Source organism: Arthrobacter rhizophilus, assembly GCF_026241105.1.
Lineage (GTDB): Bacteria > Actinomycetota > Actinomycetes > Actinomycetales > Micrococcaceae > Arthrobacter.
Map to the genome: position 1 here is coordinate 1 of NZ_JAPFFT010000022.1, position 21838 is coordinate 21838.

17 protein-coding genes are annotated in these 21838 nt (G+C 63.9%); 6 read left to right on the plus strand and 11 right to left on the minus strand.

The window, feature by feature from the left end; genetic code table 11:
* Positions 1-146 precede the first annotated feature (146 nt).
* A complete protein-coding gene (locus OOZ51_RS16760) occupies positions 147-1094 on the minus strand; it encodes a polysaccharide deacetylase family protein (protein WP_265980909.1) in 948 nt (315 codons plus the stop codon).
* Positions 1095-1105: 11 nt separating this feature from the next.
* On the minus strand, positions 1106-2620 hold the full coding sequence (locus tag OOZ51_RS16765) for a purine-cytosine permease family protein (protein WP_265980910.1): 1515 nt from the start codon (positions 2618-2620) through the stop codon (positions 1106-1108).
* Between the two features lie 108 nt (positions 2621-2728).
* On the opposite strand from OOZ51_RS16765, the gene OOZ51_RS16770 reads away from it, so the two are divergent.
* Both OOZ51_RS16770 and OOZ51_RS16775 read left to right on the plus strand, forming a co-directional pair.
* A complete protein-coding gene (locus OOZ51_RS16770; RefSeq protein ID WP_265980911.1) occupies positions 2729-4222 on the plus strand; it encodes a PucR family transcriptional regulator in 1494 nt (497 codons plus the stop codon).
* 86 nt (positions 4223-4308) lie between these two features.
* Positions 4309-5088: a type 1 glutamine amidotransferase domain-containing protein gene (locus tag OOZ51_RS16775; protein ID WP_265980912.1), complete on the plus strand. Its 780-nt coding sequence runs from the start codon at positions 4309-4311 to the stop codon at positions 5086-5088.
* Between the two features lie 113 nt (positions 5089-5201).
* Here OOZ51_RS16775 and purU read toward each other — a convergent pair whose 3' ends face one another.
* Genes purU through glyA form a run of 7 tightly spaced genes read right to left on the minus strand, consistent with a single transcriptional unit; the run spans position 5202 to position 14033 of the window.
* A complete protein-coding gene (gene purU / locus OOZ51_RS16780) occupies positions 5202-6110 on the minus strand; it encodes a formyltetrahydrofolate deformylase (RefSeq protein WP_265980913.1) in 909 nt (302 codons plus the stop codon).
* Between the two features lie 2 nt (positions 6111-6112).
* Entirely contained in the window at positions 6113-7504 is a 1392-nt protein-coding gene (locus tag OOZ51_RS16785; protein WP_265980914.1) for an L-serine ammonia-lyase, read from the minus strand.
* Positions 7504-8157, minus strand: coding sequence for a sarcosine oxidase subunit gamma (locus OOZ51_RS16790; protein ID WP_265980915.1), 654 nt, complete (start codon positions 8155-8157; stop codon positions 7504-7506). The genes OOZ51_RS16785 and OOZ51_RS16790 overlap by 1 nt, the downstream gene beginning before the upstream one ends.
* The gene (locus OOZ51_RS16795) at positions 8150-11095 is read right to left on the minus strand and encodes an FAD-dependent oxidoreductase (protein ID WP_265980916.1); all 2946 of its coding nucleotides are present in this window, start codon (positions 11093-11095) and stop codon (positions 8150-8152) included. The genes OOZ51_RS16790 and OOZ51_RS16795 overlap by 8 nt, the downstream gene beginning before the upstream one ends.
* Positions 11092-11421: a sarcosine oxidase subunit delta gene (locus tag OOZ51_RS16800; RefSeq protein ID WP_265980917.1), complete on the minus strand. Its 330-nt coding sequence runs from the start codon at positions 11419-11421 to the stop codon at positions 11092-11094. The genes OOZ51_RS16795 and OOZ51_RS16800 overlap by 4 nt, the downstream gene beginning before the upstream one ends.
* 24 nt (positions 11422-11445) lie before the next feature.
* Positions 11446-12666 (minus strand): sarcosine oxidase subunit beta family protein, encoded by a 1221-nt coding sequence (locus OOZ51_RS16805; RefSeq protein ID WP_078106196.1) that lies wholly within the window; start codon positions 12664-12666, stop codon positions 11446-11448.
* Positions 12663-14033, minus strand: a complete 1371-nt coding sequence (gene glyA, locus OOZ51_RS16810; RefSeq protein WP_265980918.1) for a serine hydroxymethyltransferase — start codon at positions 14031-14033, stop codon at positions 12663-12665. Before glyA ends, OOZ51_RS16805 begins: the two co-directional genes overlap by 4 nt.
* Positions 14034-14187: 154 nt before the next feature.
* On the opposite strand from glyA, the gene OOZ51_RS16815 reads away from it, so the two are divergent.
* Together OOZ51_RS16815 and OOZ51_RS16820 are read left to right on the plus strand one after the other, a co-directional pair.
* A complete protein-coding gene (locus OOZ51_RS16815) occupies positions 14188-14859 on the plus strand; it encodes a GntR family transcriptional regulator (protein WP_265980919.1) in 672 nt (223 codons plus the stop codon).
* A gap of 590 nt (positions 14860-15449) precedes the next feature.
* Positions 15450-16274, plus strand: coding sequence for an IclR family transcriptional regulator (locus tag OOZ51_RS16820; protein ID WP_265980920.1), 825 nt, complete (start codon positions 15450-15452; stop codon positions 16272-16274).
* Here the strand turns inward: OOZ51_RS16820 and OOZ51_RS16825 are convergent.
* Positions 16271-17407 carry an aromatic ring-hydroxylating oxygenase subunit alpha gene (locus OOZ51_RS16825; RefSeq protein WP_184737712.1) on the minus strand — a complete coding sequence of 379 codons (1137 nt, stop codon included), beginning with the start codon at positions 17405-17407 and terminating at the stop codon, positions 16271-16273. The genes OOZ51_RS16820 and OOZ51_RS16825 overlap by 4 nt on opposite strands.
* Positions 17408-17452: 45 nt before the next feature.
* Positions 17453-18649, minus strand: coding sequence for an NAD(P)/FAD-dependent oxidoreductase (locus tag OOZ51_RS16830; RefSeq protein ID WP_265980921.1), 1197 nt, complete (start codon positions 18647-18649; stop codon positions 17453-17455).
* 230 nt (positions 18650-18879) lie between these two features.
* Between OOZ51_RS16830 and OOZ51_RS16835 the strand changes: the two genes are divergently transcribed.
* The gene (locus tag OOZ51_RS16835) at positions 18880-19230 is read left to right on the plus strand and encodes a bifunctional 3-phenylpropionate/cinnamic acid dioxygenase ferredoxin subunit (RefSeq protein WP_265980922.1); all 351 of its coding nucleotides are present in this window, start codon (positions 18880-18882) and stop codon (positions 19228-19230) included.
* A 47-nt stretch (positions 19231-19277) separates the two neighbouring features.
* Complete coding sequence (locus OOZ51_RS16840; protein ID WP_265980923.1) at positions 19278-21785, plus strand: GcvT family protein; 2508 nt, start codon at positions 19278-19280, stop codon at positions 21783-21785.
* The last annotated feature ends 53 nt before the right edge of the window (positions 21786-21838 follow it).

Consider the following 21838-nt stretch of genomic DNA (forward strand, 5'->3'; position numbering starts at 1 on the left):
CAGAACAACCCGACCCGAAAACAGCGAGATCCCCGCCACGGCGGGGATCTCGCACGTCACGACGGACGTAACTTCGGTCTAGGCATCATGTCCACTGCTCGTGGCCAAGGCTGGACATGCTCCTGGGTGTTTGGTTGGATTCCGGGCTAGTTCAGGGCAGTTTCCCGCACCCGGGCAGGCTTGAAGCTGGCTCCCGCGCCAGGAAAGGACGGTACCTCGATCCGGGCGTGGCTGTGGATCTCGTTGACGGTGGCCTTCGTGTGTTCGGCAATCCGTTCCATGGTTGTCACCCACATCCCGTCCATCGCTTTGACCCGTTCGATCAGTTGTTCCAACGCAACTGCCTTGGACGGGCGGCCCGAGATGAACGGGTGATTGGTCAAAACGAAGCAACTGCCCTGGGCGTGGTGGGCCTCGGCCTCCAGCGTCCACATCTCCAGGACCTTGGCCGGACTCTCGATGACACCGCTACCTGTCACTCCCGGGTAGAACGCGTACTGTTCCCAATCATCCAGCGCCCAATCCACGGGAATCTCCACGATGTCCCGCGCATCATCCTGGGCGACTGCCATGCGGTAGGGGGCATCGCCGTCGAGCAGGCTTGAATCGTAAAGGAAGCCGCGGTCCGCGAGCAGGGCCGGCGAATTCCAGTTGAGCTCCCACCAAGGTGCCCTGTATCCGACCGGCCTGACCCCGGCCACCTTCGCGAGGGCTTCGAGCCCACGGTCCAGGTAGCTGGCCTCGGTGGCGGAGTCGATTCCCTGCATGGGTTCGTGCAGGTAGCCGTGGTGGGCTACCTCATGCCCACCGTCGACGATCCGGCGGACCACGTCCGGGTAGCTCTCCGCCGTGAATCCTGGGATAAAGAAGGTTCCCTGGATCTCCTGGCGCTCGAGGATCTTCAGGAGCCGCGGAACGGCGATCCTCGGCCCGTAGGACTGGTGGCTCATGAGGGACATGCGCCGCGTGCTCGATGAATCGTGGGCGATGGTGCAGGATTCGGCATCTACGTCGAACGTAAAGGACGCTGCGGCCTTGAAACCTTCGGGCCAAGCGATCGGGTGTGCCTCGTCAGGAAAAGAATTGGCGGTCATCGGGTTTCCTTTCAGTCGTTGACCAGATCGGCGACGGCGTCTTCCGCAAGCGGCTGCGACGTCGAAGCCGCGGAGGAAGGCAGCGGAAGATAGCGGGCATGCACCCGTGGGCCCAGTGCGCCGTAGACAGCCGCGGCAACAAGTCCTCCTGCCAACCAGGACAGGTCAATCCCGCCCATGGCTGTGGCGATGGGGCCTTGCATGATCGGCAGCACACCGTACATGAACAGCCAGGTGGCAAAGATGCCCACCAAGAGTGCGGTGATGCCGGCCCAGTTGAAAGCCGGTAGCCGACGGGTGCCCACGGGGTCGAAGAGCCGGCCGACACCCGCCGGATTGCGCTTGTCCACCCAGAAGTAGTGCACCAGCATGATGCCTCCCCACGCGGCCACCCACGCCACAAGCCCACCGAGCCAGGTGCTCAGCGTTGAGGCGAAGTCCTCCTGGAGGATGAAGAACACGACGCCTACCAAGGCCAGGAACCCGACGAAGATGTTCAAGGAACGTCGTTTGGCTTTGATGTCCAAGGCTTGGGCGGCCACCGAGAAGGTGTAGATGTTCAGGATGTTCGTTGCGATGGGACCATGCAGCACCAGGAAGAGCACCGGGATGGCAAGGACGCCGAAGTTGTCGACAATGAGGTGGCCGGGGTCCGCCGTACCGCTCTTCGTTGCCAGGCTGGCGCCAAGGATCCCTAACCACACCACCGGCAGGAATTGGCCGAATACCGAGGCCAGGTACACCTTCCGCTTCGGAACAGACGTGCTGACGAATCGTGAATAGTCGGCTGCGTAGGTGAACCAGGTGATGCCCCAGCCGATGCCGATGACTGTCATCACGGTGGTCATGGCCGCGATCCGCTCGCCGCCTTCTAGGACGGCCCCGGGCGGACCCGCGTAGCCCCAATCGATGTTCATGCCGAACCACGCCACGGCGGACATGGCGATCAGCACCACGATGGTGGGCGGGACGGTCCACTTTTCGAAGGCCGCAATGGCCTTGTAGCCGAACCAAGCGATGATGACCTGGGCGGCCATGATCAGGAAGGCCACCAGGATCTTGGGGCCCACATTCGGCTGCTCCGGGTCGACCAGGCCGAGCTTGCCGAGTAGCGCCATCACCAGATCCAGGATGATCCAGGTGTTGACTGCGCACCAACCGATTCCGAGGAGAGCCTGGATGGCGCTCGGGAGGTAGTTGCCGCGGCGGCCGAAGACTGCCCTGGCAAGGACCATGCCGGTGGCGCCGGTTCGTTGCCCCAAAAGGACAAACAGGCCGAAGAGCGCCATGCCGATCAGGTTTCCCAACACCAGGACAATGACGGTGTCGGCAAACCCCAGTCCGAGCTGGACGCCGAGGGCCCCAAGGACCCAGTTGATGGGGGCAAGGTTTGCGCCTGCCCAGATCCAGAATTGGCCCGCCACGCTGCGGGTACGCGCTGATTCGGGAATGGACTGTAGGTTCTGCTCTACGTCGGTCTGCGCCGTTGCAGCCCCTGGCGTCGCAGTGGATAAGTTCTCATGCATTGGGGGAGCCTCCGTGTGTGAATGGGACTTCTTCAATGTATGTGCCCCACATCACAGCAACAAGATACGATGTGTATGATAGTTCTCCACAATTAGTTACGGAGTGTCATGTCACTACTCCTTGCCGATGCTTTTGAGCACCACAGCCTCAAAGCCGCCGAACCGATCCAGCGGACCGACGTGCCTGAGGCCCTGTCACGGCAACTCCGCTGGGTCCACTCGAGCGAAGTGCTGGACATCGCTCCCCTACTGCGGGGTGGAGAGCTACTTCTGACCGGCGGACAGGCTCTCGCCACCGCCTCGGACGAGCGGCGCGTGGACTACGTCCGCCAGCTGGCGGCCCGCGGCGTCACGGCATTAGCCATCGAAACGGGTCCGCTCCTGCCCGCCATACCGGCGTCCATGCTCGACGCCGGCCAAGACGCCGGACTGCCGGTCATCGAGTTGCGCAAAGTGGTCCCGTTCGTGGGCATTATGCAAGCCATCAACTCGCTTCTCGTCAGCGAATCCGTTGCGCAATTGCAATTCGGAGACGAAACGAGCCATGCCATGGCGGCCGAACTGGCGCACGGAGGCGGGCTGGACCAGCTCCTCTACGTGCTGGCGAGCCGGACGGGTGCCAGCGCCAGGCTCGTTTCGCCGTCGGGCATCACTTTGGGAAGCGCAACGGCCGCTGCCGAGACCGGTCCCGGCAATGTCACCACTGTCGATGTGCCTGTCCGGGGCGTGCTGGCCGCCCGCCTGGAATTGGAAGTGCCCGACGACGGCGACACCAACCTCGCCCGGGTGGCCGGCGAGCGGTGCGTCGATATCCTCGGATTGGCGTTGCTGCAACGCATGCCGCCCGGACTCAAGGAGCTCGCCGGCATAGAACTCATGCGGGCCGTCAGTTCGGGTACCCAGTCTTGGCGCCTCCAGCAGCTGGGACCAGCCTCAGGGTTTCCCTCCAGCAGTCCGGTAGTCGCCGTCGCGGTGCGTTCCCCAGCGGCGGGACAGCTCCGGACACAGCTGGACAACATCCTGCAGGCCTCGTTTCCGCAAAGTGCCAGTTATGCGGACAACGCCGAGTTGATCGCGCTGGCAGCCTTCCCCCCAGGCGCGGCGATGGCTTCGCGGATGACGCTCATGCAGGCCCTTCAGGCCCTGGAGGTCCCGGACGGCTCAGCCATAGCGGTGGGTCCGTTGGCACAGGGAATCGGAGAGGCTCCGTGGTCGCTGGCGGAGGCACGGCTGACGCTCGAGTTCACCCCACGCGCGGGAACCGGGTTGGGAGGCGGGAACGGTGTGCTTGATGCCGAAGACTTCGCCGTCGAGCGCTTGGCGGAAGGAAGCCTGGACCGGGCCACCCGGGAAAGATTCGTGCAGCGGCAGCTTGGCGCCGTCGTCGAGCATGATGCGCAGCGGCGCTCGGACCTGATGCGGACATTGGCGGTGTGGCTTGATACCGGATGTAATACGGCACAGGCGGCACGGGAACTGCACCTGGAACGGCAGTCGATGCACCACAGGCTCCAGCGGATTTTCGAGTTGTGCGGCGGAGACCCGCGTGGCACGGGACGGCTGGCGGCCCTTCATCTGGCAGCCCGTTTGGCCCGGCTTTAGGCGTCGAAATCGTTCCACGATCTCAAGGCGGGATGGCCTGAATTTAGGCTAGGAGTAGGGTGGAATTTGGACGATAGGAGCATTACATGAAGAAAATCCTCATGGTATTGACCAGCGTTTCCGAGATCGGCGATACGGGAAAGAAGACCGGCTACAACGTAGCCGAGGCTGCACATCCTTGGAAGGTCTTCAAGGATTCCGGGCACTTTGTCGACTTCGCGTCCATCCAGGGCGGCCAGCCCCCGCACGACGAGGTGGACTCGAAAGATCCCATTCAGGTTGCCTTCACCGAGGACGAGGCCACACGCGCCGGTCTCTACAACACTGCCCGCGTCGACGTCGTTGATCCCGGCCAGTACGACGCCGTCTTCCTCGTGGGAGGCCACGGCGCCATGTGGGACTTCCCGGACAGCGAAGGCTTGCAGAACCTGGTGGCCAGCGTCTACGACGCCGGCGGTGTGGTCGGCGCGGTCTGCCACGGACCGGCGGGCTTGGTGAACGTGGACCTGGCCGACGGGTTCCGGCTGGTCGGGGGCCGGGAGGTGGCCGCCTTCACCAACGACGAGGAGGTTGCCGCAGGGATGGACAAGGTCATCCCGTTCTTCTTGGCAGACCGGCTTAAGGAACAGGGCGCGATCCACGTCTTCGCTGACGTCTTCGCGGAGAAGGTCGCGGTCGCCGAACGGTTGGTGACCGGCCAGAACCCGGCCTCCGCGGCCGGCGTGGCCAAGGAGATGGAGAAGCTCCTCGCGGAGGTCATCCACCAGGAAAAGGCCGAGGAACTGCACGAGGCGGAGGCCCTGCGTGCAGAGAAGGACGCCAAGAAGGACGCCAAGAAGGCGGCTGCGGCCGGCACTGACCACTAAAGCCCGCAGCGCACCGAAAACCGGCGGCCGCCCCTACGACGGGGCGGCCGCGGCGGCGCCTGAACGGCCCACCCGTTGGTGGGCCGTTCAAACCTACTTGGGCCGTTCAATCCCTACTTGAGCACCACGGTCCTGCTGCCTTGCAGGATCACCCGGCCTTCGCAGTGCCAGCGCACAGCGTTGCTGAGTGCTTTGCACTCGGTGTCGCGACCTGCCGCGACCAGGTCATCCGGACCAAAGGTGTGGTCCACTTCCACCACTTGCTGGGCGATGATCGGCCCCTCGTCCAACTCACCGTTGACGTAGTGCGCGGTGGCACCCACGGTCTTGACGCCTCGCGCGTACGCCTGGTGGTAGGGCTTCGCGCCTTTGAAGCTGGGCAGGAACGAATGGTGGATGTTGATGGCTCGGCCGTCGAGCCTGCGGGCAAGATCGTCGCTGAGGACCTGCATGTAGCGCGCGAGGACCACCAGTTCGACGTCCAGGCGATCGATCAGATCGAGGAGTTGTCCCTCGGCCGCCGCCTTGGTGTCCGCGGTGACGGGTACGTGGAAGAACGGAATGCCATGCCATTCGACGGTCCGCCTGTGGTCCGGGTGGTTGGAGACCACCCCGACAATGTCGATGGGCAGTTCCCCGATGCGCGCCCGGAACAGGAGGTCGTTGAGGCAGTGCTCGAACTTGGAGACCATGATCAGCACGCGCCGTTTGGCCCCGTGGCGTTGCAGCTCCCAGCGCATGCCGAACTTTTCGGCAACAGGCGCGAAGGATTCCCTCAGCGAGTCAATCGTTGACTGGTCCCCGTCCGATGCGAAGTGGATCCGCATGAAGAAGTGGTGATCCAGCTGGGAGTCGAATTGCTTGTTGTCGATGATGTCGCAGCCGTGTTCCAGGAGGAAGCCCGAGACAGCGTGCACGATCCCCCGCGTTTCCGGGCAATCGAGCGTCAGGACATGCTCAACGGTGGTAGCCGGCAGCGCCGCTTCACGTTGCGGGGTGGGTTCATTCTGTGTGACAGTCATGGCTAGCACTCCACTACGTTGACGGCGAGGCCTCCGCGGGAGGTCTCCTTGTACTTGCTTTTCATGTCCGCTCCTGTCTCTCGCATGGTTTTGATGGCTTTATCAAGGGATACTTTGTGGCTGCCGTCGCCGTGCAGGGCAAGGCGGGCGGCGTTGATGGCCTTCACGCTGGCGATGGCATTGCGTTCGATGCACGGAATCTGCACCAGCCCGCCTACGGGATCGCACGTGAGGCCGAGATTGTGTTCAATACCCACTTCTGCGGCATTCTCCACTTGCTCGGGGGTACCCCCGAGCACTTCGCACAGGCCTGCGGCTGCCATCGAACAGGCAGAGCCCACCTCGCCCTGGCATCCGACTTCGGCTCCGGAAATGGACGCGTTGATTTTGAACAGTATCCCGACGGCGGCCGCCGCGAGCAGGAAGCGGACCACGCCGTCGTCGTCGGCTCCGTGCACGAACTTCGCGTAGTAGTGCAGCACCGCCGGCACAATGCCGGCCGCTCCGTTGGTGGGCGCCGTGACAATGCGGCCGCCTGCAGCGTTTTCCTCGTTCACGGCCAGCGCGAACAGGTTCACCCATTCCATGGCAAGCAGCGGATCTGCCGAGCTTGAACCTTGCAATCCGGCGTCCGTGGCGGCAAGCGTCTTGAACAACGACGGCGCCCGTCGCCTGACGTTCAAGCCTCCCGGCAGGATTCCTTCCGCAGCGCAGCCGTTGACCACGCATTCGCGCATGACCGCCCAGATCTGCAGCAGGCGCTCGCGAAGTTCCGCCTCGCTGCGCCATACGAGCTCGTTGGCGAGCATGACATCGGAAATGGACATGTCCTCCCGTGCACAGATGGCGAGCAGTTCGTCCGCCGTCGTGAAGGAATGAGGCAGCACGGTGCTGTCAGCGACTACTTTGTCGTTTCCGGACGCATCACCGTCCACCACGAAACCGCCGCCGATCGAGTAGTAACTGCGTTCGCGCAGCACTTCCCCGGTGTAGTCGAAGGCCCTGAAGGTCATGCCGTTGGGGTGGGCCGGCAGGGACTTGCGTCGGTGCAGGACCACGTCTTCGTCCCAGTTGAAGTCCACGCGGTGGTGTCCGCCGATCCTCAATTCAGCATCAAGGGCGGCGGCCGCTACCTGGTCGTCGGCAGTGGTTGTGTCCACCGTCTCCGGCGCCTGGCCCTGGAGTCCCAAAACCACGGCCTTGTCCGAGCCGTGGCCGCGGCCGGTGGCGCCCAGCGAGCCGAAAAGCTCTGCCTGGACGCGCACCGTTGCCGCGAGTTGCCCGGAGGATTCCAGGCCGTCGGTGAACTGCTTTGCCGCCCGCATCGGGCCGACCGTGTGCGAAGACGACGGCCCGATGCCAATGGAAAACAGGTCAAGCACGCTCAGTGCCATCAGGGGACCTCAGGAGAGGCGAATTCCCTCATGCCGTCGAGCAGCCAGCGGCCCAGGAAGTCGGCGAACGAGGCCCGCGGGAAGATCCGGAAGCTCTCCTCGCCGGTCTTCAGCAGCATCGCCGGGATGTTGCCGATTTCCGTGGCCAGGGCCGTTCCAGCGCGGAATGCGCGGGGGTGCAGGTCCAGCGAACAACCCTTTTCAAGGACGTCCCGGGCGCGGATGCCGGAAAGCTCGAAGGTGGTGCGGTTGGCGGACAAGTCCACAACCTGGCCGGGGTCGTCGCCCAGGGCCTCAACCAGTGCCCGGATAAGGTCTCCACCCAATGAATCGTGGGCCGATTCCGGTGCGATCACCAGGAATTCTTCCGGGCCGAGCCACAGGGTGGTAGCCCTTCCACTCCCGCTGACCTCGCCGCATGCGGCCGGCAGGCCGTCGGTCACGGACGCGAGGCGGGCTCCGGCGTCGGAATCCCTCTCAACCCGGATCCCCACCATGGTCTGGAACGGGATCTCCTTCAGTGTCACGGTTCCGGCCACGGAGCCGGACTCGAAGGTCGGTGCCAGGTGCGACGCCGGGCTGCGGCGTGCCGCACGGAGCGTCTCGGGGTTTGCGCGCTTTGCGGTTTCTGCTGGTGTTGCTGTTTCAGCCATCTTTACGGGTCCCTTCAGCGTCGAAAAGTACGGTTTCTCCCACAACAACGTCCAGCAACTGGTCGCCGACGGAGGCCACCAAGGTCTCGCCGATCCGGTTGCGGCCGTTGGTGATCAGTGCCAGGCCGAAAGACCGGCCCAAGGCGGCACTGTGGTAGCTCGAGGTCACGAAGCCCTGCATCGGCACGGGGCCGTATGCCGGGTTGACCGGAATTCCCTTTTCCACGAGCTGGGTACCTTCCGGAAGACGGAACGAGCCGTCCACCGGCAGGACGCTGACCAGGTGCTTACGGTCAGTGCGGACTGCGTCCTCGCGGCTGTACGAACGCTTGCCGATGAAGTCCTTCGCCTTGGAAACGATCCACTCCATTCCGGCGTCCTGCGGGGTGACGGTGCCGTCCGTGTCCTGCCCGACGATCGGGTAGCCCTTCTCGGCACGCAGTACGTGCATGGTCTCCGTGCCGTACGGAGTGATGTTGAACTCGGTCCCTGCGGCAGCAACGGCTTCCCAGGTGTTGAGCCCGTACCAGGACGGAACGTTGATTTCGTAGGCAAGCTCGCCCGAGAACGAAATCCGGCAAACGCGTGCCTGCACCCCGGAGGCCAGCATGGTCTCGCGGAACGTCATGAACGGGAACGCTTCGGCGTCCAGCCCGCCGTCGGCCGCCAGTTGCGGCGCGACTTTGGCGATCACAGCGCGGGATTTGGGCCCGACGACGGCAATCGTGGTCCACTGTTCAGTCACCGACGTGCACACAACGTCGAGTTCCGGCCACTCGGTCTGATGCCATTCCTCGAGCCAGTCGAGGACCTTGGCGGCGCCGCCGGTGGTGGTGGTCATGAAGTAGCGGCCTTCGTCGAGGCGCAGGGTCACGCCGTCGTCGAAGATCATGCCGTCCGGGGTGCACATCACGCCGTAGCGGGCAGAGCCGGGCGCTAGCTTCTTGAACGCATTGGTGTAGATGCGGTTCAGGAATTCGCCGGCATCCTTGCCACGGATCTCGATCTTGCCCAGCGTGGTGGCGTCCATGAAGCCCACGGACTCCCGAACTGCGGCGCATTCACGGAGCACGGCGGCGTCCATGTCCTCGCCCGCTTGCGGGTAGTACCACGGGCGCTTCCATTGGCCGACGTCCTCGAAGAGCGCTCCCTGGGCAACATGCCAGGGGTGGATAGATGTCACTCGGGCGGGGTCGAACAGCTCGCCCCGCTGGCGTCCGGCCAACGCTGCGAAGGCCACCGGCGTGAACGGGGCACGGTAGGTAGTGGTCCCGATGTCGCCGATACCACGGGATGCCTCGCCGGCCTGCTTGAGGGCCGCGGCGATGACGCCGATGGCGTTGACGCCGGACGTCTTGCCTTGGTCGTTGGCGGTGCTGATGGAGGTGTAACGCTTGATGTGTTCCACCGAGCGCATGCCTGCCCCGGTGGAACGGAGCACGTCGGCCACGGACTGGTCGCGCTGGAAGTCGACGAAGTGGTGGTGCCAGTCCCCCGCGTTTCCGGTCTGGCCTGGTACCAGCCACAACTGGCGGGTGGGGGCGGAGGCGACGGGCCCTTTCGTCTCGGCGGGCACCGTCTGGGTGCTGAACCCCGCGGCGATGGCGGCCGCGGCACCGGCAGAGATGCCTTCGTCGAGGCAATCTCCGAGTTCGTAGCTTCCGCGGCCGGAGCCGACAACCTGCTGGTCCTTGACCACGCTGCTCGGCACAAAGCCGGCCAGGTCATCGTCCCAACGCAGCTTGCCCTGGCGCTGGCTGTGGAGGTGAACCACAGGGCTCCAGCCACCGGAAACCGCAAGCAGATCGCAAGCGAGCCGTTCGACGCCGGAGGTGACTTCGCCGTCGTCGTTGAGGCTGCGGATGGTGACGCCGTCGATCCTGCCGTTTTCCCCCTGACCGGAGGTATCGGCGACAGCGCTGCCAACGAGCACACGGATACCGCTTTCGACGGCGGCAGCCGCCTTGTCGCTGAGCTTCGGACGGGCGTCGACGACGGCGGCGACCTTGACACCAGCCGCCAACAGGTCCGCGGCCAGCAGGTAAGCCGAATCGTTGGTGGTGCCGATGACAACACGCCGTCCTGCAGCGACGGCGTAGCGGTTGAGATAGCTACGGACCGCCGAGGCCAGCATGATGCCGGGCCGGTCGTTGTTCTCGAAGACGAGCGGACGCTCATGCGCGCCCGGTGCCAGGACCACCTGCTTAGCACGGATGTGCCAAATACGCTGGCGGGAGACTCCCTCCGCGGCCGGGCTGCCGAGGTGGTCCGTACGGTTCTGTGCTGCGATCACATAGTTCGCGTCATAGGAGCCGAAGGCCGTGGTGCGGTTGAGGACAGTGCATTCGGAGGCGGAAACAAGCTCGGCCTCCACGTCCGCAATCCACTCCGACGCCGCTTTGCCCTCGATGACATCGGCGAGTTCCGGGGCCGTGGAGCTGGAGAGAAGCGAGCCGCCGAGTTCGGGCTGGTCATCGATCAGGATGACGCGGGCCCCAGTGCGGACCGCTTCGCGGGCTGCTGCGAGGCCGGAAACGCCACCGCCAACCACCAGGACGTCGGTGTGGACGTATTTCTTGTCGTACTCGGCACGGTCCTCGGCAGGATCCAGCCTGCCGAGACCGTTCAGGAGCTCAACACTGAGCCCGTCCACGAGGGACACGGTGGTCGCGGGAAGCATCGACTCGGCAACATGGCCGGGGAAGCGGGCAGCCACCTTGATCAGGGCGTTGGATTCTTCCACCCCGGCGGACATGATGCCGCGTGGCCGATCCTCGTAGAGGGAGTTGCCGACGCTGATGCGGCCGTTGGCAAGGAGTGCCGAGGAAACGGTGTCGCCCGGGTGTCCGGTGTATTCCTGGCCGTCAACTGTGAACCGCCAGGAGATGCTGCGGTCGATGCGGCCGCCGGTGGCGAGGCGCGCGTTTTGCGGGGTCACTTCGTTGCTCCTTCCGGAGTGGTGGCTGCGGTGGTGTTCACAACGGCGCGTTCCATGTCAGGGCGCGGTTCGCCCATTTTGTAGATGGCCTGGATGTCGTAGCTGACCGTGTCGCGGAGCATGTTGAACCATTGGCGGCAACCGGTGCTGTGGACCCAGCGTTCGGCGAAGGCGCCCTTCGTGTTGTCGCGGTAGAACAAGTACTCGGCCCATTGGCGGTCCGTCAGTGCGTCCGGGTTTTCCGGATACGCCACGTGGGCCTGGCCGCCGTAGTGGAATTCTGTTTCGTCTCGTGGCCCGCAATTGGGGCAGCTGATGAGCAGCATTGTTTGTCTCCTAAATGGCTGCGGCTAGTGGGCGACGGCGGCGGCGCCGTGTTCATCGATCAGGGCACCGGTCTCGAAGCGTTCGAGCGAAAAAGGCTTGTTGAGCTCGTGCGGAGTGCCGGTGGCGATGGTGTGGGCGAAGGTCAGGCCGGCAGCGGGCGTGCCCTTGAAGCCGCCCGTTCCCCAGCCACAGTTGACGAACATGTTCTCCACCGGCGAGAGTCCGACGATCGGTGAGGCATCCATGGTGGTGTCCACAATTCCGCCCCAGGTCCGCAGCACGTGCGCCCGGGCAAAAATCGGGAAGAGCTCGACGGCGGCTGCCATCTGGTGCTCGATCACATGGAAGGAACCGCGCTGGCCATAGCCGTTGTAGGAGTCGACGCCGGCGCCCATGACCAGTTCGCCTTTGTGGGCCTGCGAAACGTAGACGTGCACGTGATTGGACATGACCACTGTGGGGTGGACGGGCTCATGGAGTTCAGACACCAACGCCTGGAGGGGGTGGGACTGGATCGGGAGGCGGAAGCCGGCCATTTCGGCGAGGACCGAGCTGTGGCCCGCCGCTGCGAGGCCGACCTTTTCGGTGTGGATGGTGCCTTGGTTGGTCTTGACGCCCACCACGCGGTTGCCGTCCTTGAGGAAGCCCGTCACTTCGCAGTTCTGGATGATGTCGACGCCGAGTTCGTCGCATTTGCGGGCGAAGGCCCAGGCAACGTGGTCGTGCTTGGCGATGCCGGCCCGGGGCTGGTAGGTGGCACCCATGACCGGGTAGCGGATGTTGTCACTGATGTTCAGGATGGGGCAGAGTTCCTTGACCTGCTGCGGGTCCAGCCATTCGGCGTCGACTCCGTTGAGCTTGTTCGCCCCGACGCGGCGGACGCTTTCGCGGACGTCACCCAGCGTGTGGGCGAGGTTCATGACGCCCCGCTGGCTGAAGAGGAAATCGTATTCAAGCTCCTCGGGCAGGATCTCCCAGAGCTTCAGTGCGTGCTCGTAGATGGCGGCGCTCTCGTCCCAAAGGTAGTTGGAACGGATGATGGTGGTGTTGCGGGCCATGTTGCCACCAGCCAGCCAGCCCTTTTCGAGCACGGCGATGTTGGTCATTCCATGGTTCTTGGCCAGGAAGTACGCGGTGGCCAAGCCGTGGCCACCACCGCCCACGATCACGGCGTCGTAGGAAGCTTTCGGCTCCGGGTTCCGCCACAGGAAATCCGGGTGTTCGGGGAGTTGGTCTGCGCTCACTGGGCTGCTCCAATCATTTCTGCCTCACGTTCGGTGGCCGCGGCGTCGTTGCCACTGCCCTCCTGGGAAAGATGGGGGTAAAGGGGAAACTTTTCTGCCAGGGCGGTCACCCTCGCACGGAGTTCGACGGCGGTGTGGTCGCCAACGGTGCCGTCGCTTGTTGTGCCCGTACTGGCTGCGGCGATCAGCGCCGTCGCAATGATGTCCGCGACCTCCACGAATTCTTTGGCCCCGAAGCCGCGGGCGGCGAGTGCCGGGGTTCCGATACGGAGTCCGGAGGAGATCATCGGCGGCCGGGGGTCGAAGGGGACGGCGTTACGGTTGACGGTGATGCCGATGCGGTGAAGCATGTCCTCGGCCTGCTGGCCGTCCAGTTCCGAGTGGCGCAGGTCAACGAGGACGAGGTGGACGTCGGTGCCGCCGTTGACCACGGAAATTCCTGCTGCCGCGACGTCTTCTTTCAGGAGTCGTTCGGCAAGGAGCTTGGCGCCTTCCAGCACCCGCACCTGGCGTTCCTGGAATTCGGGCTCTGCCGCCATCTTGAACGCGACAGCCTTGGCCGCGATCACGTGCTCCAGCGGACCGCCTTGCTGGCCGGGGAAGACCGCGCTGTTGATCTTGCGGGCATATTGTTCCTTCGACAGGATCACCCCGCCGCGCGGACCGCCGAGGGTCTTATGGGTCGTGGTGGTCACAACGTCGGCATACGGGACCGGGTTGGGGTGCAGTCCGGCCGCGACGAGGCCGGCGAAGTGGGCCATGTCCACCATGAGGTAGGCGCCCACGAGGTCGGCGATGCGGCGGAATTCGGCGAAATCAAGGTGCCGCGAATACGCCGACCAGCCTGCAACGATCAGCTTCGGGCGGTGTTCCAAGGCCAGTGCTTCGACCTCCGCCATGTCCACCCGGAGGTCGGATTCGCGGACGTGGTACGGGATGACGTTGTAGAGCTTGCCCGAGAAGTTGATCCTCATGCCGTGGGTCAGGTGCCCGCCGTGCGCGAGGTCGAGGCCCATGATGGTGTCCCCCGGCTCAAGGAGCGCGAACATGGCCGCGGCATTGGCCTGGGCGCCGGAGTGCGGCTGGACATTTGCGGCCTCAGCGCCGAAGAGGGCCTTCACGCGGTCGATTGCCAACTGCTCGATGACGTCCACATGCTCGCAGCCACCGTAGTACCGCTTGCCTGGGTAGCCCTCGGCGTACTTGTTGGTAAGGACCGAGCCCTGGGCCTCCATGACGGCGGCAGGGGCGAAGTTTTCGGAGGCGATCATTTCCAGCGTGGACTGCTGCCGGATGAGTTCCTGGGCGATCGCCTGTTCAACCTCCGGGTCCGCCTGGGCGAGCGGGCGGATCAGCGGTTCAACCATCATGTTCTCCTTTTGAAATACTTATGTTTACCGACTAATAAGTAACTGATATATTAGAACTGTTGCCATAGTATGTTGAAGATCACACAACCGTCAACAGCCCGGCAGCAACTGATCCGCCAGACTTGGAATTGCGGCAAACGGGAGAGAGCACATGAGCACTGCATTGGAAGCACTTGACACAGGCACCCAGGGAACGTCCTTGGCGGAAAACGCCTACCTGCTCCTGCGCGACCGGCTCATCATGCTGGAGATCAAACCCGGCGACCCCATCAATGATGGGCAGATTGCCGCGGAACTCGGTATCGGGCGGACACCTGTACGCGAGGCCATCAAGCGGCTCGAAAGCGACCACCTGGTGGTGTCCTATCCCCGGCGCGGGACCTTTGCCACCGGCGTCGACATCACCCAACTGGCGGACGTGTCCGAAATCCGGGAACTGCTTGAGCCCCTGGCATCCCGGCGGGCAGCCCGCATGGCCAGCCCGAAGCTGCGGGAAGAACTGCGCGAGGTCGCTGCGGCCATCAGCGGCTTGGAAGGGCACGATGCCGGGCAGCAGGAACTCATGCGCTACGACATCCAGGTGCACCGGCTCATCTACAAAGCCGCGGCTAATCCGCACCTCGAGGACGTGCTGATCCGCTACGACAACCTGGCGACACGCATCTGGTGCCACATGCTGGACAAAATGCCTTCAGTGACAGGCCACGTAGCGGAGCACGCTGAACTGCTCACCGCAATCGCCGACGGCGATGAGGACCGCGCGGCCGCACTCGCCCTGCACCACGTGGTGAGTTTCGAAGAGACGATCCGCAAGGTGCTCTAGGTTCGGCACATGCGCCGAACCTAGCCGTTTCTCTTCCAGTGTTTGGGCCACTTCACGTTCAGCAGCAGCAATCCCAGCAAGAGCCCATCAATTGAGATAATTCCTGCCATGAAGTAAGCCCAACCGATGATCATGGCTCGCTCACCACCGGTCGGCGGCCCGAGGCGCGGGGTTCCAGCAGAACACACATACCAATCTCCTGACTTGAATCCCCCAGTCATTCGATAGTCCACCAAGTGTGGCACGACGGCGCGTGAGAAGGAATGGCGCGACCGCACCAAAAGGTGTGGGCCGCCGTCGTACGGATCTGGATACGCAATGAGAAGCGGCGCTCCGCGTCAGCCCGGGGTGAGGACGCAGCCGGGCCACTTCTGCTGCTTGGTCATCGCCCGGGTACGGCCTCAGGTCGAGATGGACACGGCCGCACACGGCATTGACGGCTGGTGTGCGAACGAATTCCGGATACGGCCCGATCCTATGACCAGGTAAAACCCCAGGTGGGAGGCACGCTCTCATCCCCTGCCCAGTCTTCCCAAGACACGCAGCCCAGTGTGACGGCCCATTTGACCGCGTTTGAGACGATGAACCACATGGACGCTGACGCAAGCCCTGCCAACGACCCCGATACCGATCCCGCCGGTGCGCACCATGCCGGCGTGCAGTCCGTGGACAGGGCCATCACCGTGCTCGAAATCCTGGCGCGCAACGGCGACGCCGGCGTGAGCGAAATCGCGGAGGAAATGGGCGTCCACAAATCAACGGCGTCGCGACTGCTGAGCGCCTTGGATGCCCGCGGCATGGTCCAACAGAATCACGAGCGCGGAAAATACCAACTGGGTTTCAACATCCTGCGCTTGGCTAGTGCCATCCCGGCCCGGCTCAGCTTGGTCAGGGAAGCACGGGAAGACCTCGAGGCCTTGGCCGAGAAGTTCGCTGAGACCGCCAACCTGGCCGTGCTGCGGTCAAACTTCGCGGTCAACGTGGACCAGGCCATCGGCCCCAACACGCTCGGCACCCAGGACTGGATCGGCGGCCTCACGCCGCTCCACGCCACATCAAGCGGCAAGGTCATGCTTGCCGCCCTGCCGCCCGCGACGCGCGACCGTGTCCTCAGGGAAGCGGGCCAGGCGCAGTACACGCCACGCACCATCACTGACCGCGACGAGCTGGAGCAGCAAATGCCGGTGATTGCGGAGGCGGGTTACGCCGCCACGTATGAGGAACTCGAACGCGGACTCAACGCCGTCGCGGTTCCGATCCGCAACCACAGCGGCACGGTGATCGGGGCCATCAGCTTGTCCGGCCCCGCCTTCCGTTTCGAACCCGAAAAAATACCCGGCCTCCTTGATGCGCTCAAGCAGGCCGGGCATTCAATCAGCGTCAAGATGGGCTATACCGCAACCAGGGGCGGTTAGCCCTCCACGGGGACATCGGCGATCTTGCTGGTGACCCAGCTGTGGAATGCCTCGATGTGGTGCTCGCTTGGGACCAGGACACCGCCCTTGGCATAGATCTTGGAGCCCATGGCTGGCTGGCAACGTTCGCAGGCGTCGAAGTCCTGCTCGTTGACCCGGTGGAACAGCTCCACCGATGCCGAGACGTCCTTGCCGGATTCCACCACACTGGGCAAGTACAGCCAATCGCATTCGACGATCGTGTGGTCCGCTGCCAGCGGGAACATGCGGTGGATGATGACATGGTCCGGGACCAGGTTGACGAAGACATTCGGCTTGATGGTCACTGCGTAGTAGCGGCGGTCCTGGTCATCGCCCACTCCTGGAATGCGATCCAGGCCTTCTGAACCGTCAATCGTGAAGCCCTTGATATCCTCACCGAACTCGGCGCCATGGCCCACAAAGTACTGGGCGGCCAGGCCGTCGGCGAACTCGGGCAGGACTTCGGTCAGCTCGGGGTGGATCGTGGCACAGTGGTAGCACTCCATGAAGTTTTCAATGATGAGCTTCCAATTGGCTTTGACGTCGTACTTGATGCGCCGGCCGAGGCTCAGGTTGGCGATGTCGTAGTCGTCAACGGCGCGCAGGTCCCCGAGTCGCTCCTCGATGGCCCCCATGACGTCCTCCTCGAACGACGGCGGCTCATCCGCCAGGCAGACCCAGACGTAGCCCATGTATTCGCGGGCGTGGACCTTGACCAGACCGTATTCGTTGCGGTCGATATCCGGCATCTTAGTGAGGTTGGGGGCGGCGATGAGCTTTCCCTCGAGGTCGTAAGTCCAGGCGTGGTAAGGGCACTGGAACGAGCGGTTGGCCTCGCCTGATTCCTCCATGCACAGCTTCACGCCGCGGTGCCGGCAGATGTTGTAGAACGCGCGGATTTCTCCCTTGCGGGTGCGGTTGATAAGCACGCTCTCGCGGCCGATCTGCACGGTTTTGAACGATCCGGCCTTTTCCAGGTCCGCGGTCCGCACTGCGCAGAACCACATTTGTTCGAAGATGTGCTCCTGCTCGGCGCGGAAGATGTCTTCACTGACATAAGTGTGGCCGGGGAGAGTGGGGATCAGGCTGGGGGAAACAACTTCAGTGGTCATGCTGACTCCTATTCAGTGATGAACGTGGTTGAGACTTGGGAATGTTTACGGGGTTGCCAGGACGGGCTGGGAATTGCGGGCGTTGAGTTGCCGGCGCCAACGGGTGAAAAGACGCGGCTGGTTCACTCCTAGGACGGCTACCGGATCCTCGCCCCGGTAGTACACCGCGAGGAAGCTGTGGGTATCGGGCTGCCCTGCTTCGATCTCGACACGCTCTGCGTCCCGGGCGTGGCCGGCAAACTGGACCGTCACTCCGTACTGGTCGGACCAGAAGTACGGCAGGTTGAGCTGCTGGGGAGGGGCCGAGTGATCCAGGACTCCGGCGACGGCCAGGGCGGAACGTTCCTGCGCGCCAGTCCAATGCTCCACGCGGTGGTGCCGCCCGCTGCGGTCGTCGAACCAGGCCGCACAGTCCCCCACGGCAACCACGCCCGGGACGTTCGTCCGTCCCATCGAATCGCACGTGACGCCGTCGTCGATCGCCAGGCCCGAACCGGCCAGCCACCCGACATTGGGGACTGCCCCGATTCCGAGGAGGACGACGTCGGCGGAACGGAACTGTCCGTCGCTGAGCCGGACACCGGTCACATTTCCTTCGTAGCTGTAATACGAGTCGATTCCTGTGTCACAAATCAGCTCCACTCCGTTGATCCCGTGGAGCGTGGCCATGACGGCAGCCATCTCCGGACCGAGCGGAGCGGTCAGCGGCACCGGGCTTTTGCAGATGATTGTTACATCCATTCCCAGGCCCTTGGCCGTTGATGCCACCTCCGCGCCGATGAATCCAGCGCCAACCACCAGCAGGCGGCTGCCCGGAACGAGTTCCGGAGCCAGATCCTGCGCATCCTCGAGCGTCCGCAGGGTAAAGACATTGGATAGGCCCGCAAGTTCGGGCAGCGTGCGGGCTGAGGCTCCGGTGGCAATGACGACGCCGTCGGCCACCACCGTGCGCCCGTCACCGAGGGTGATGGTCTTGCTAGCTGCGTCAAAGCTCCTCGCAGGCGTGCCTAGCAGCCATTCAGCCTGAAGGGGGTCATCCGAACCCTTCTCCTCGGCTTCCAAGAGCAAGTGCTTGATGCCGATTTTTCCTGCCAGGAACTCCTTGGACAGGGGCGGACGGTCATAGGGCCGGTGCTGCTCATCTCCAATGATGAGTAGCCGGCCACAAAAGCCCTGCGCCCGGGCAGCGCGGGCGGCGGAAAGACCCGCCAATGATGCCCCCACGATCGCCAATGTCTCCATGGCTTCCTCCTCGCCGAGCCGTTCGAAAGTTTATTGCGCATTACGCAACAAACTTCATTATGCGAAACAGCGTGACGGACTTCACATCGCGTGTCAAGGAAACTGCGAAGTAACTTCAACCTCTTGACAAGCCACTGTGAGGTCAATCACTCTGTTGCGTATTGTGATCAGCGTTGATCATGAGACAACCGCCCCAGGTTTTGACCAATCCGGTGAAAGAGGTTCTTGAGATGCACAGTGCTTGCCCGCTCAGCTCGTTGGCCCCGGGGGACGCGATTCGTCTTGAGACGTCCCCACCCATTGCCGTATTTCACACCGAAGAGGGCGAGCTCTTCGCCCTTGACGACACCTGCACCCACCAAGACGCCTCCCTCGCCGACGGCTGGGTGGAGGACTGCTGGGTCGAGTGCCCCCTCCACGCTTCGAAGTTCAACCTCCGCACCGGAGCAGCCGACGCGCCTCCAGCCAAACTGCCCATCAGGGTTCACGAAGTCCTGGTGGTGGACGGCCACATCATGGTCAAGGAATCCGAGGACGCCCCCAACCTGCCGCCCGGACTGACCGTCGATGGCCACGTCTAGCTTCCCCACAACTTCCAGCCCCGCCCTTCTACTTCAGGAGCTCCCGCATGTCCACAACACCCCGCGTCGTCATCATCGGAGCCGGCATCGTCGGCGCCAATCTCGCGGATGAGCTGTCCACCCGCGGCTGGACCAACATCACCGTGGTCGAGCAGGGCCCGCTGAAGCTGGCGGGCGGCTCTACCTCCCACGCCCCCGGCCTGGTGTTCCAGACCAACGCTTCAAAGACCATGACCCAATTCGCGTCCTACACCGTGGACAAGCTGCTCTCGCTCAGCGAATCCGGCGTCTCCTGCTTCAACCAAGTGGGCGGCCTCGAAGTGGCAACCACTCCGGAACGCATGGAGGATCTCAAGCGCAAGCTGGGCTACGCGGGGTCGTGGGGTGTGGAAGGCCGGCTCATCGATCCGGACGAGTGCGTCAAGCACTACCCGCTGCTAAACCAGGAAAAGGTGCTCGGCGGGCTCTACGTTCCCTCCGACGGCTTGGCCTCCGCCGCCCGGGCCGTCGGACTGCTCATTGCCAAGGCGAGCGCCGCAGGAGTCACGTTCCGCGGTTCCACCACCGTCACCGGCATCGAACAGTCCGGCGGCAAGGTCACCGGCGTCGAAACGCCCGACGGCGTGATCCCGGCAGACATCGTTGTCTCCTGCGCCGGGTTCTGGGGACCCAAGATCGGCGCAATGGTGGGCATGTCCGTGCCGCTCCTTCCCCTGGCGCACCAGTATGTCAAGACCACCTCTGTGCCGGACCTCGTGGGCAGGAACGATGCTTCGCGGCTGCTTGATCCGGCAAACGGCGCCTGGATGCCGATCCTCCGCCATCAGGACAAGGACCTCTACTACCGCGAGCACGGGGACCGGATGGGCATCGGCTCCTACGCCCACAAGCCCATGCCCGTGGATCTCCGGGAGCTGCCCGAGGTTGCTGCGGCGGACATGTCCGAGCACCGGATGCCGTCCCGCCTGGCGTTCACGGAAGAAGACTTCCTGCCGTGCTGGGAAGACTCCAAGGAACTCCTTCCGGCACTCGCCGGCGCCAGGATTGCCGATGGCTTCAACGGGATCTTCTCGTTCACTCCCGACGGCGGTCCCCTCGTCGGCGAGTCCAAGGACGTTGAGGGTTTCTTCGTGGCCGAGGCCGTGTGGGTGACGCACTCCGCCGGCGTGGCCCGTGCCCTGGCGGAGCGCCTCATCGAGGGCCAGTCCCGCATTCCGCTCCACGAATGCGAGGTCTCCCGCTTCGAAGAAATCCAGACCGCGGAGAGCTACGTCAGCGAAACGTCGCAACAGAACTTCGTGGAGATCTACGACGTCCTGCACCCGCTGCAGCCGAGGATTTCCCCGCGTGAGCTGCGCGCGAGCCCGTTCAATGCCCGCCAGAAGGAGCTCGGGGCGTTCTTCCTCGAAGCCCACGGCTGGGAGCGCCCGCACTGGTTCGAGGCCAACCGCGGTTTGCTCGAAGAGCTCCCGGAAGAATGGCAGGCCCCGGAGCGCGAGCCCTGGGCAGCCATGTTCCACTCCCCTATTTCCGCCGCCGAAGCATGGAAGACGCGCACCGCCGTCGCGCTCTATGACATGACGCCGCTCAAGCGGCTGGAGGTTTCCGGCCCGGGAGCCGTGACGCTCCTGCAGCGCCTCAGCGCCGGGAAGGTCGACAAGAAGCCGGGTGCCGTCACTTACTGCCTGCTCCTCAACGGCGACGGCGGCATCCGCAGCGACATCACGGTGGCCCGGCTGGACGAGACCACCTTCCAGGTAGGCGCCAATGGCAACATCGATTTCGACTACTTCACTACCGAAGCCCGCAAGCAAACCGCGGACGACGTCAGCCAGTGGGTCCAGGTCCGCGACATCACCGGTTCCACGTGCTGTGTCGGGCTCTGGGGACCGTTGGCCCGCGAGGTGATCGCGAAGGTCAGCGACGACGATTTCAGCAACGACGGTTTGAAGTACTTCCGGACCAAAAAGGTGCGGATCGGCGGGATCCCGGTCACGGCGATGCGGCTCTCCTACGTGGGCGAGCTGGGCTGGGAGCTGTACACGACGGCGGAAAACGGCCAAAGGCTCTGGGACTTGCTTTTCGAGGCCGGCCAGGAGCAGGGGATCATCGCGGCCGGCCGCGGAGCGTTTAACAGCCTACGCCTGGAGAAGGGCTACCGGCTGTGGGGTACCGACGTGACTCCTGAGCACGAGCCGTTCCAGTCCGGCCTGGGCTTCTCGGTCAGCAAGGACAAGGAAGGGTACGTCGGCGCCGAGGCCCTCAAATCCCGCCGCGAACTGCCCGTCAACCGCCGCCTGCGTTGCCTGACGGTCGACGACGGCACGTCAGTGGTGTTGGGCAAGGAACCTGTCTATTTCCGGGGAGAGCCTTCCGGCTACGTCACGAGCGCCGCCTACGGCTATACGGTCCGCAAGCCGATCGCCTACGCGTGGTTGCCCGCCGAAGCGGGCGAGGGTGACGCCGTCGAAATCGAATACTTCGGCAAGCGGATCCCCGCTACCATCTCCGCCGATCCCCTCGTGGATCCAAACATGGAAAGGCTGCGAGGCTAACGCCCTTCCTGGGTACCGGACACAGCAACGGGGATCACTTCAAAGGAGTTCAA

What these genes read in the sequence shown, in the direction of transcription:
- OOZ51_RS16760 (WP_265980909.1), bottom strand. Translation starts at nt 1,094, where the DNA reads ATGACCGCCAATTCTTTTCCTGACGAGGCACACCCGATCGCTTGGCCC.
- OOZ51_RS16765 (WP_265980910.1), bottom strand. Translation starts at nt 2,620, where the DNA reads ATGCATGAGAACTTATCCACTGCGACGCCAGGGGCTGCAACGGCGCAG.
- OOZ51_RS16770 (WP_265980911.1), top strand. Translation starts at nt 2,729, where the DNA reads ATGTCACTACTCCTTGCCGATGCTTTTGAGCACCACAGCCTCAAAGCC.
- OOZ51_RS16775 (WP_265980912.1), top strand. Translation starts at nt 4,309, where the DNA reads ATGAAGAAAATCCTCATGGTATTGACCAGCGTTTCCGAGATCGGCGAT.
- purU (WP_265980913.1), bottom strand. Translation starts at nt 6,110, where the DNA reads ATGACTGTCACACAGAATGAACCCACCCCGCAACGTGAAGCGGCGCTG.
- OOZ51_RS16785 (WP_265980914.1), bottom strand. Translation starts at nt 7,504, where the DNA reads ATGGCACTGAGCGTGCTTGACCTGTTTTCCATTGGCATCGGGCCGTCG.
- OOZ51_RS16790 (WP_265980915.1), bottom strand. Translation starts at nt 8,157, where the DNA reads ATGGCTGAAACAGCAACACCAGCAGAAACCGCAAAGCGCGCAAACCCC.
- OOZ51_RS16800 (WP_265980917.1), bottom strand. Translation starts at nt 11,421, where the DNA reads ATGCTGCTCATCAGCTGCCCCAATTGCGGGCCACGAGACGAAACAGAA.
- glyA (WP_265980918.1), bottom strand. Translation starts at nt 14,033, where the DNA reads ATGGTTGAACCGCTGATCCGCCCGCTCGCCCAGGCGGACCCGGAGGTT.
- OOZ51_RS16815 (WP_265980919.1), top strand. Translation starts at nt 14,188, where the DNA reads ATGAGCACTGCATTGGAAGCACTTGACACAGGCACCCAGGGAACGTCC.
- OOZ51_RS16820 (WP_265980920.1), top strand. Translation starts at nt 15,450, where the DNA reads ATGGACGCTGACGCAAGCCCTGCCAACGACCCCGATACCGATCCCGCC.
- OOZ51_RS16825 (WP_184737712.1), bottom strand. Translation starts at nt 17,407, where the DNA reads ATGACCACTGAAGTTGTTTCCCCCAGCCTGATCCCCACTCTCCCCGGC.
- OOZ51_RS16830 (WP_265980921.1), bottom strand. Translation starts at nt 18,649, where the DNA reads ATGGAGACATTGGCGATCGTGGGGGCATCATTGGCGGGTCTTTCCGCC.
- OOZ51_RS16835 (WP_265980922.1), top strand. Translation starts at nt 18,880, where the DNA reads ATGCACAGTGCTTGCCCGCTCAGCTCGTTGGCCCCGGGGGACGCGATT.
- OOZ51_RS16840 (WP_265980923.1), top strand. Translation starts at nt 19,278, where the DNA reads ATGTCCACAACACCCCGCGTCGTCATCATCGGAGCCGGCATCGTCGGC.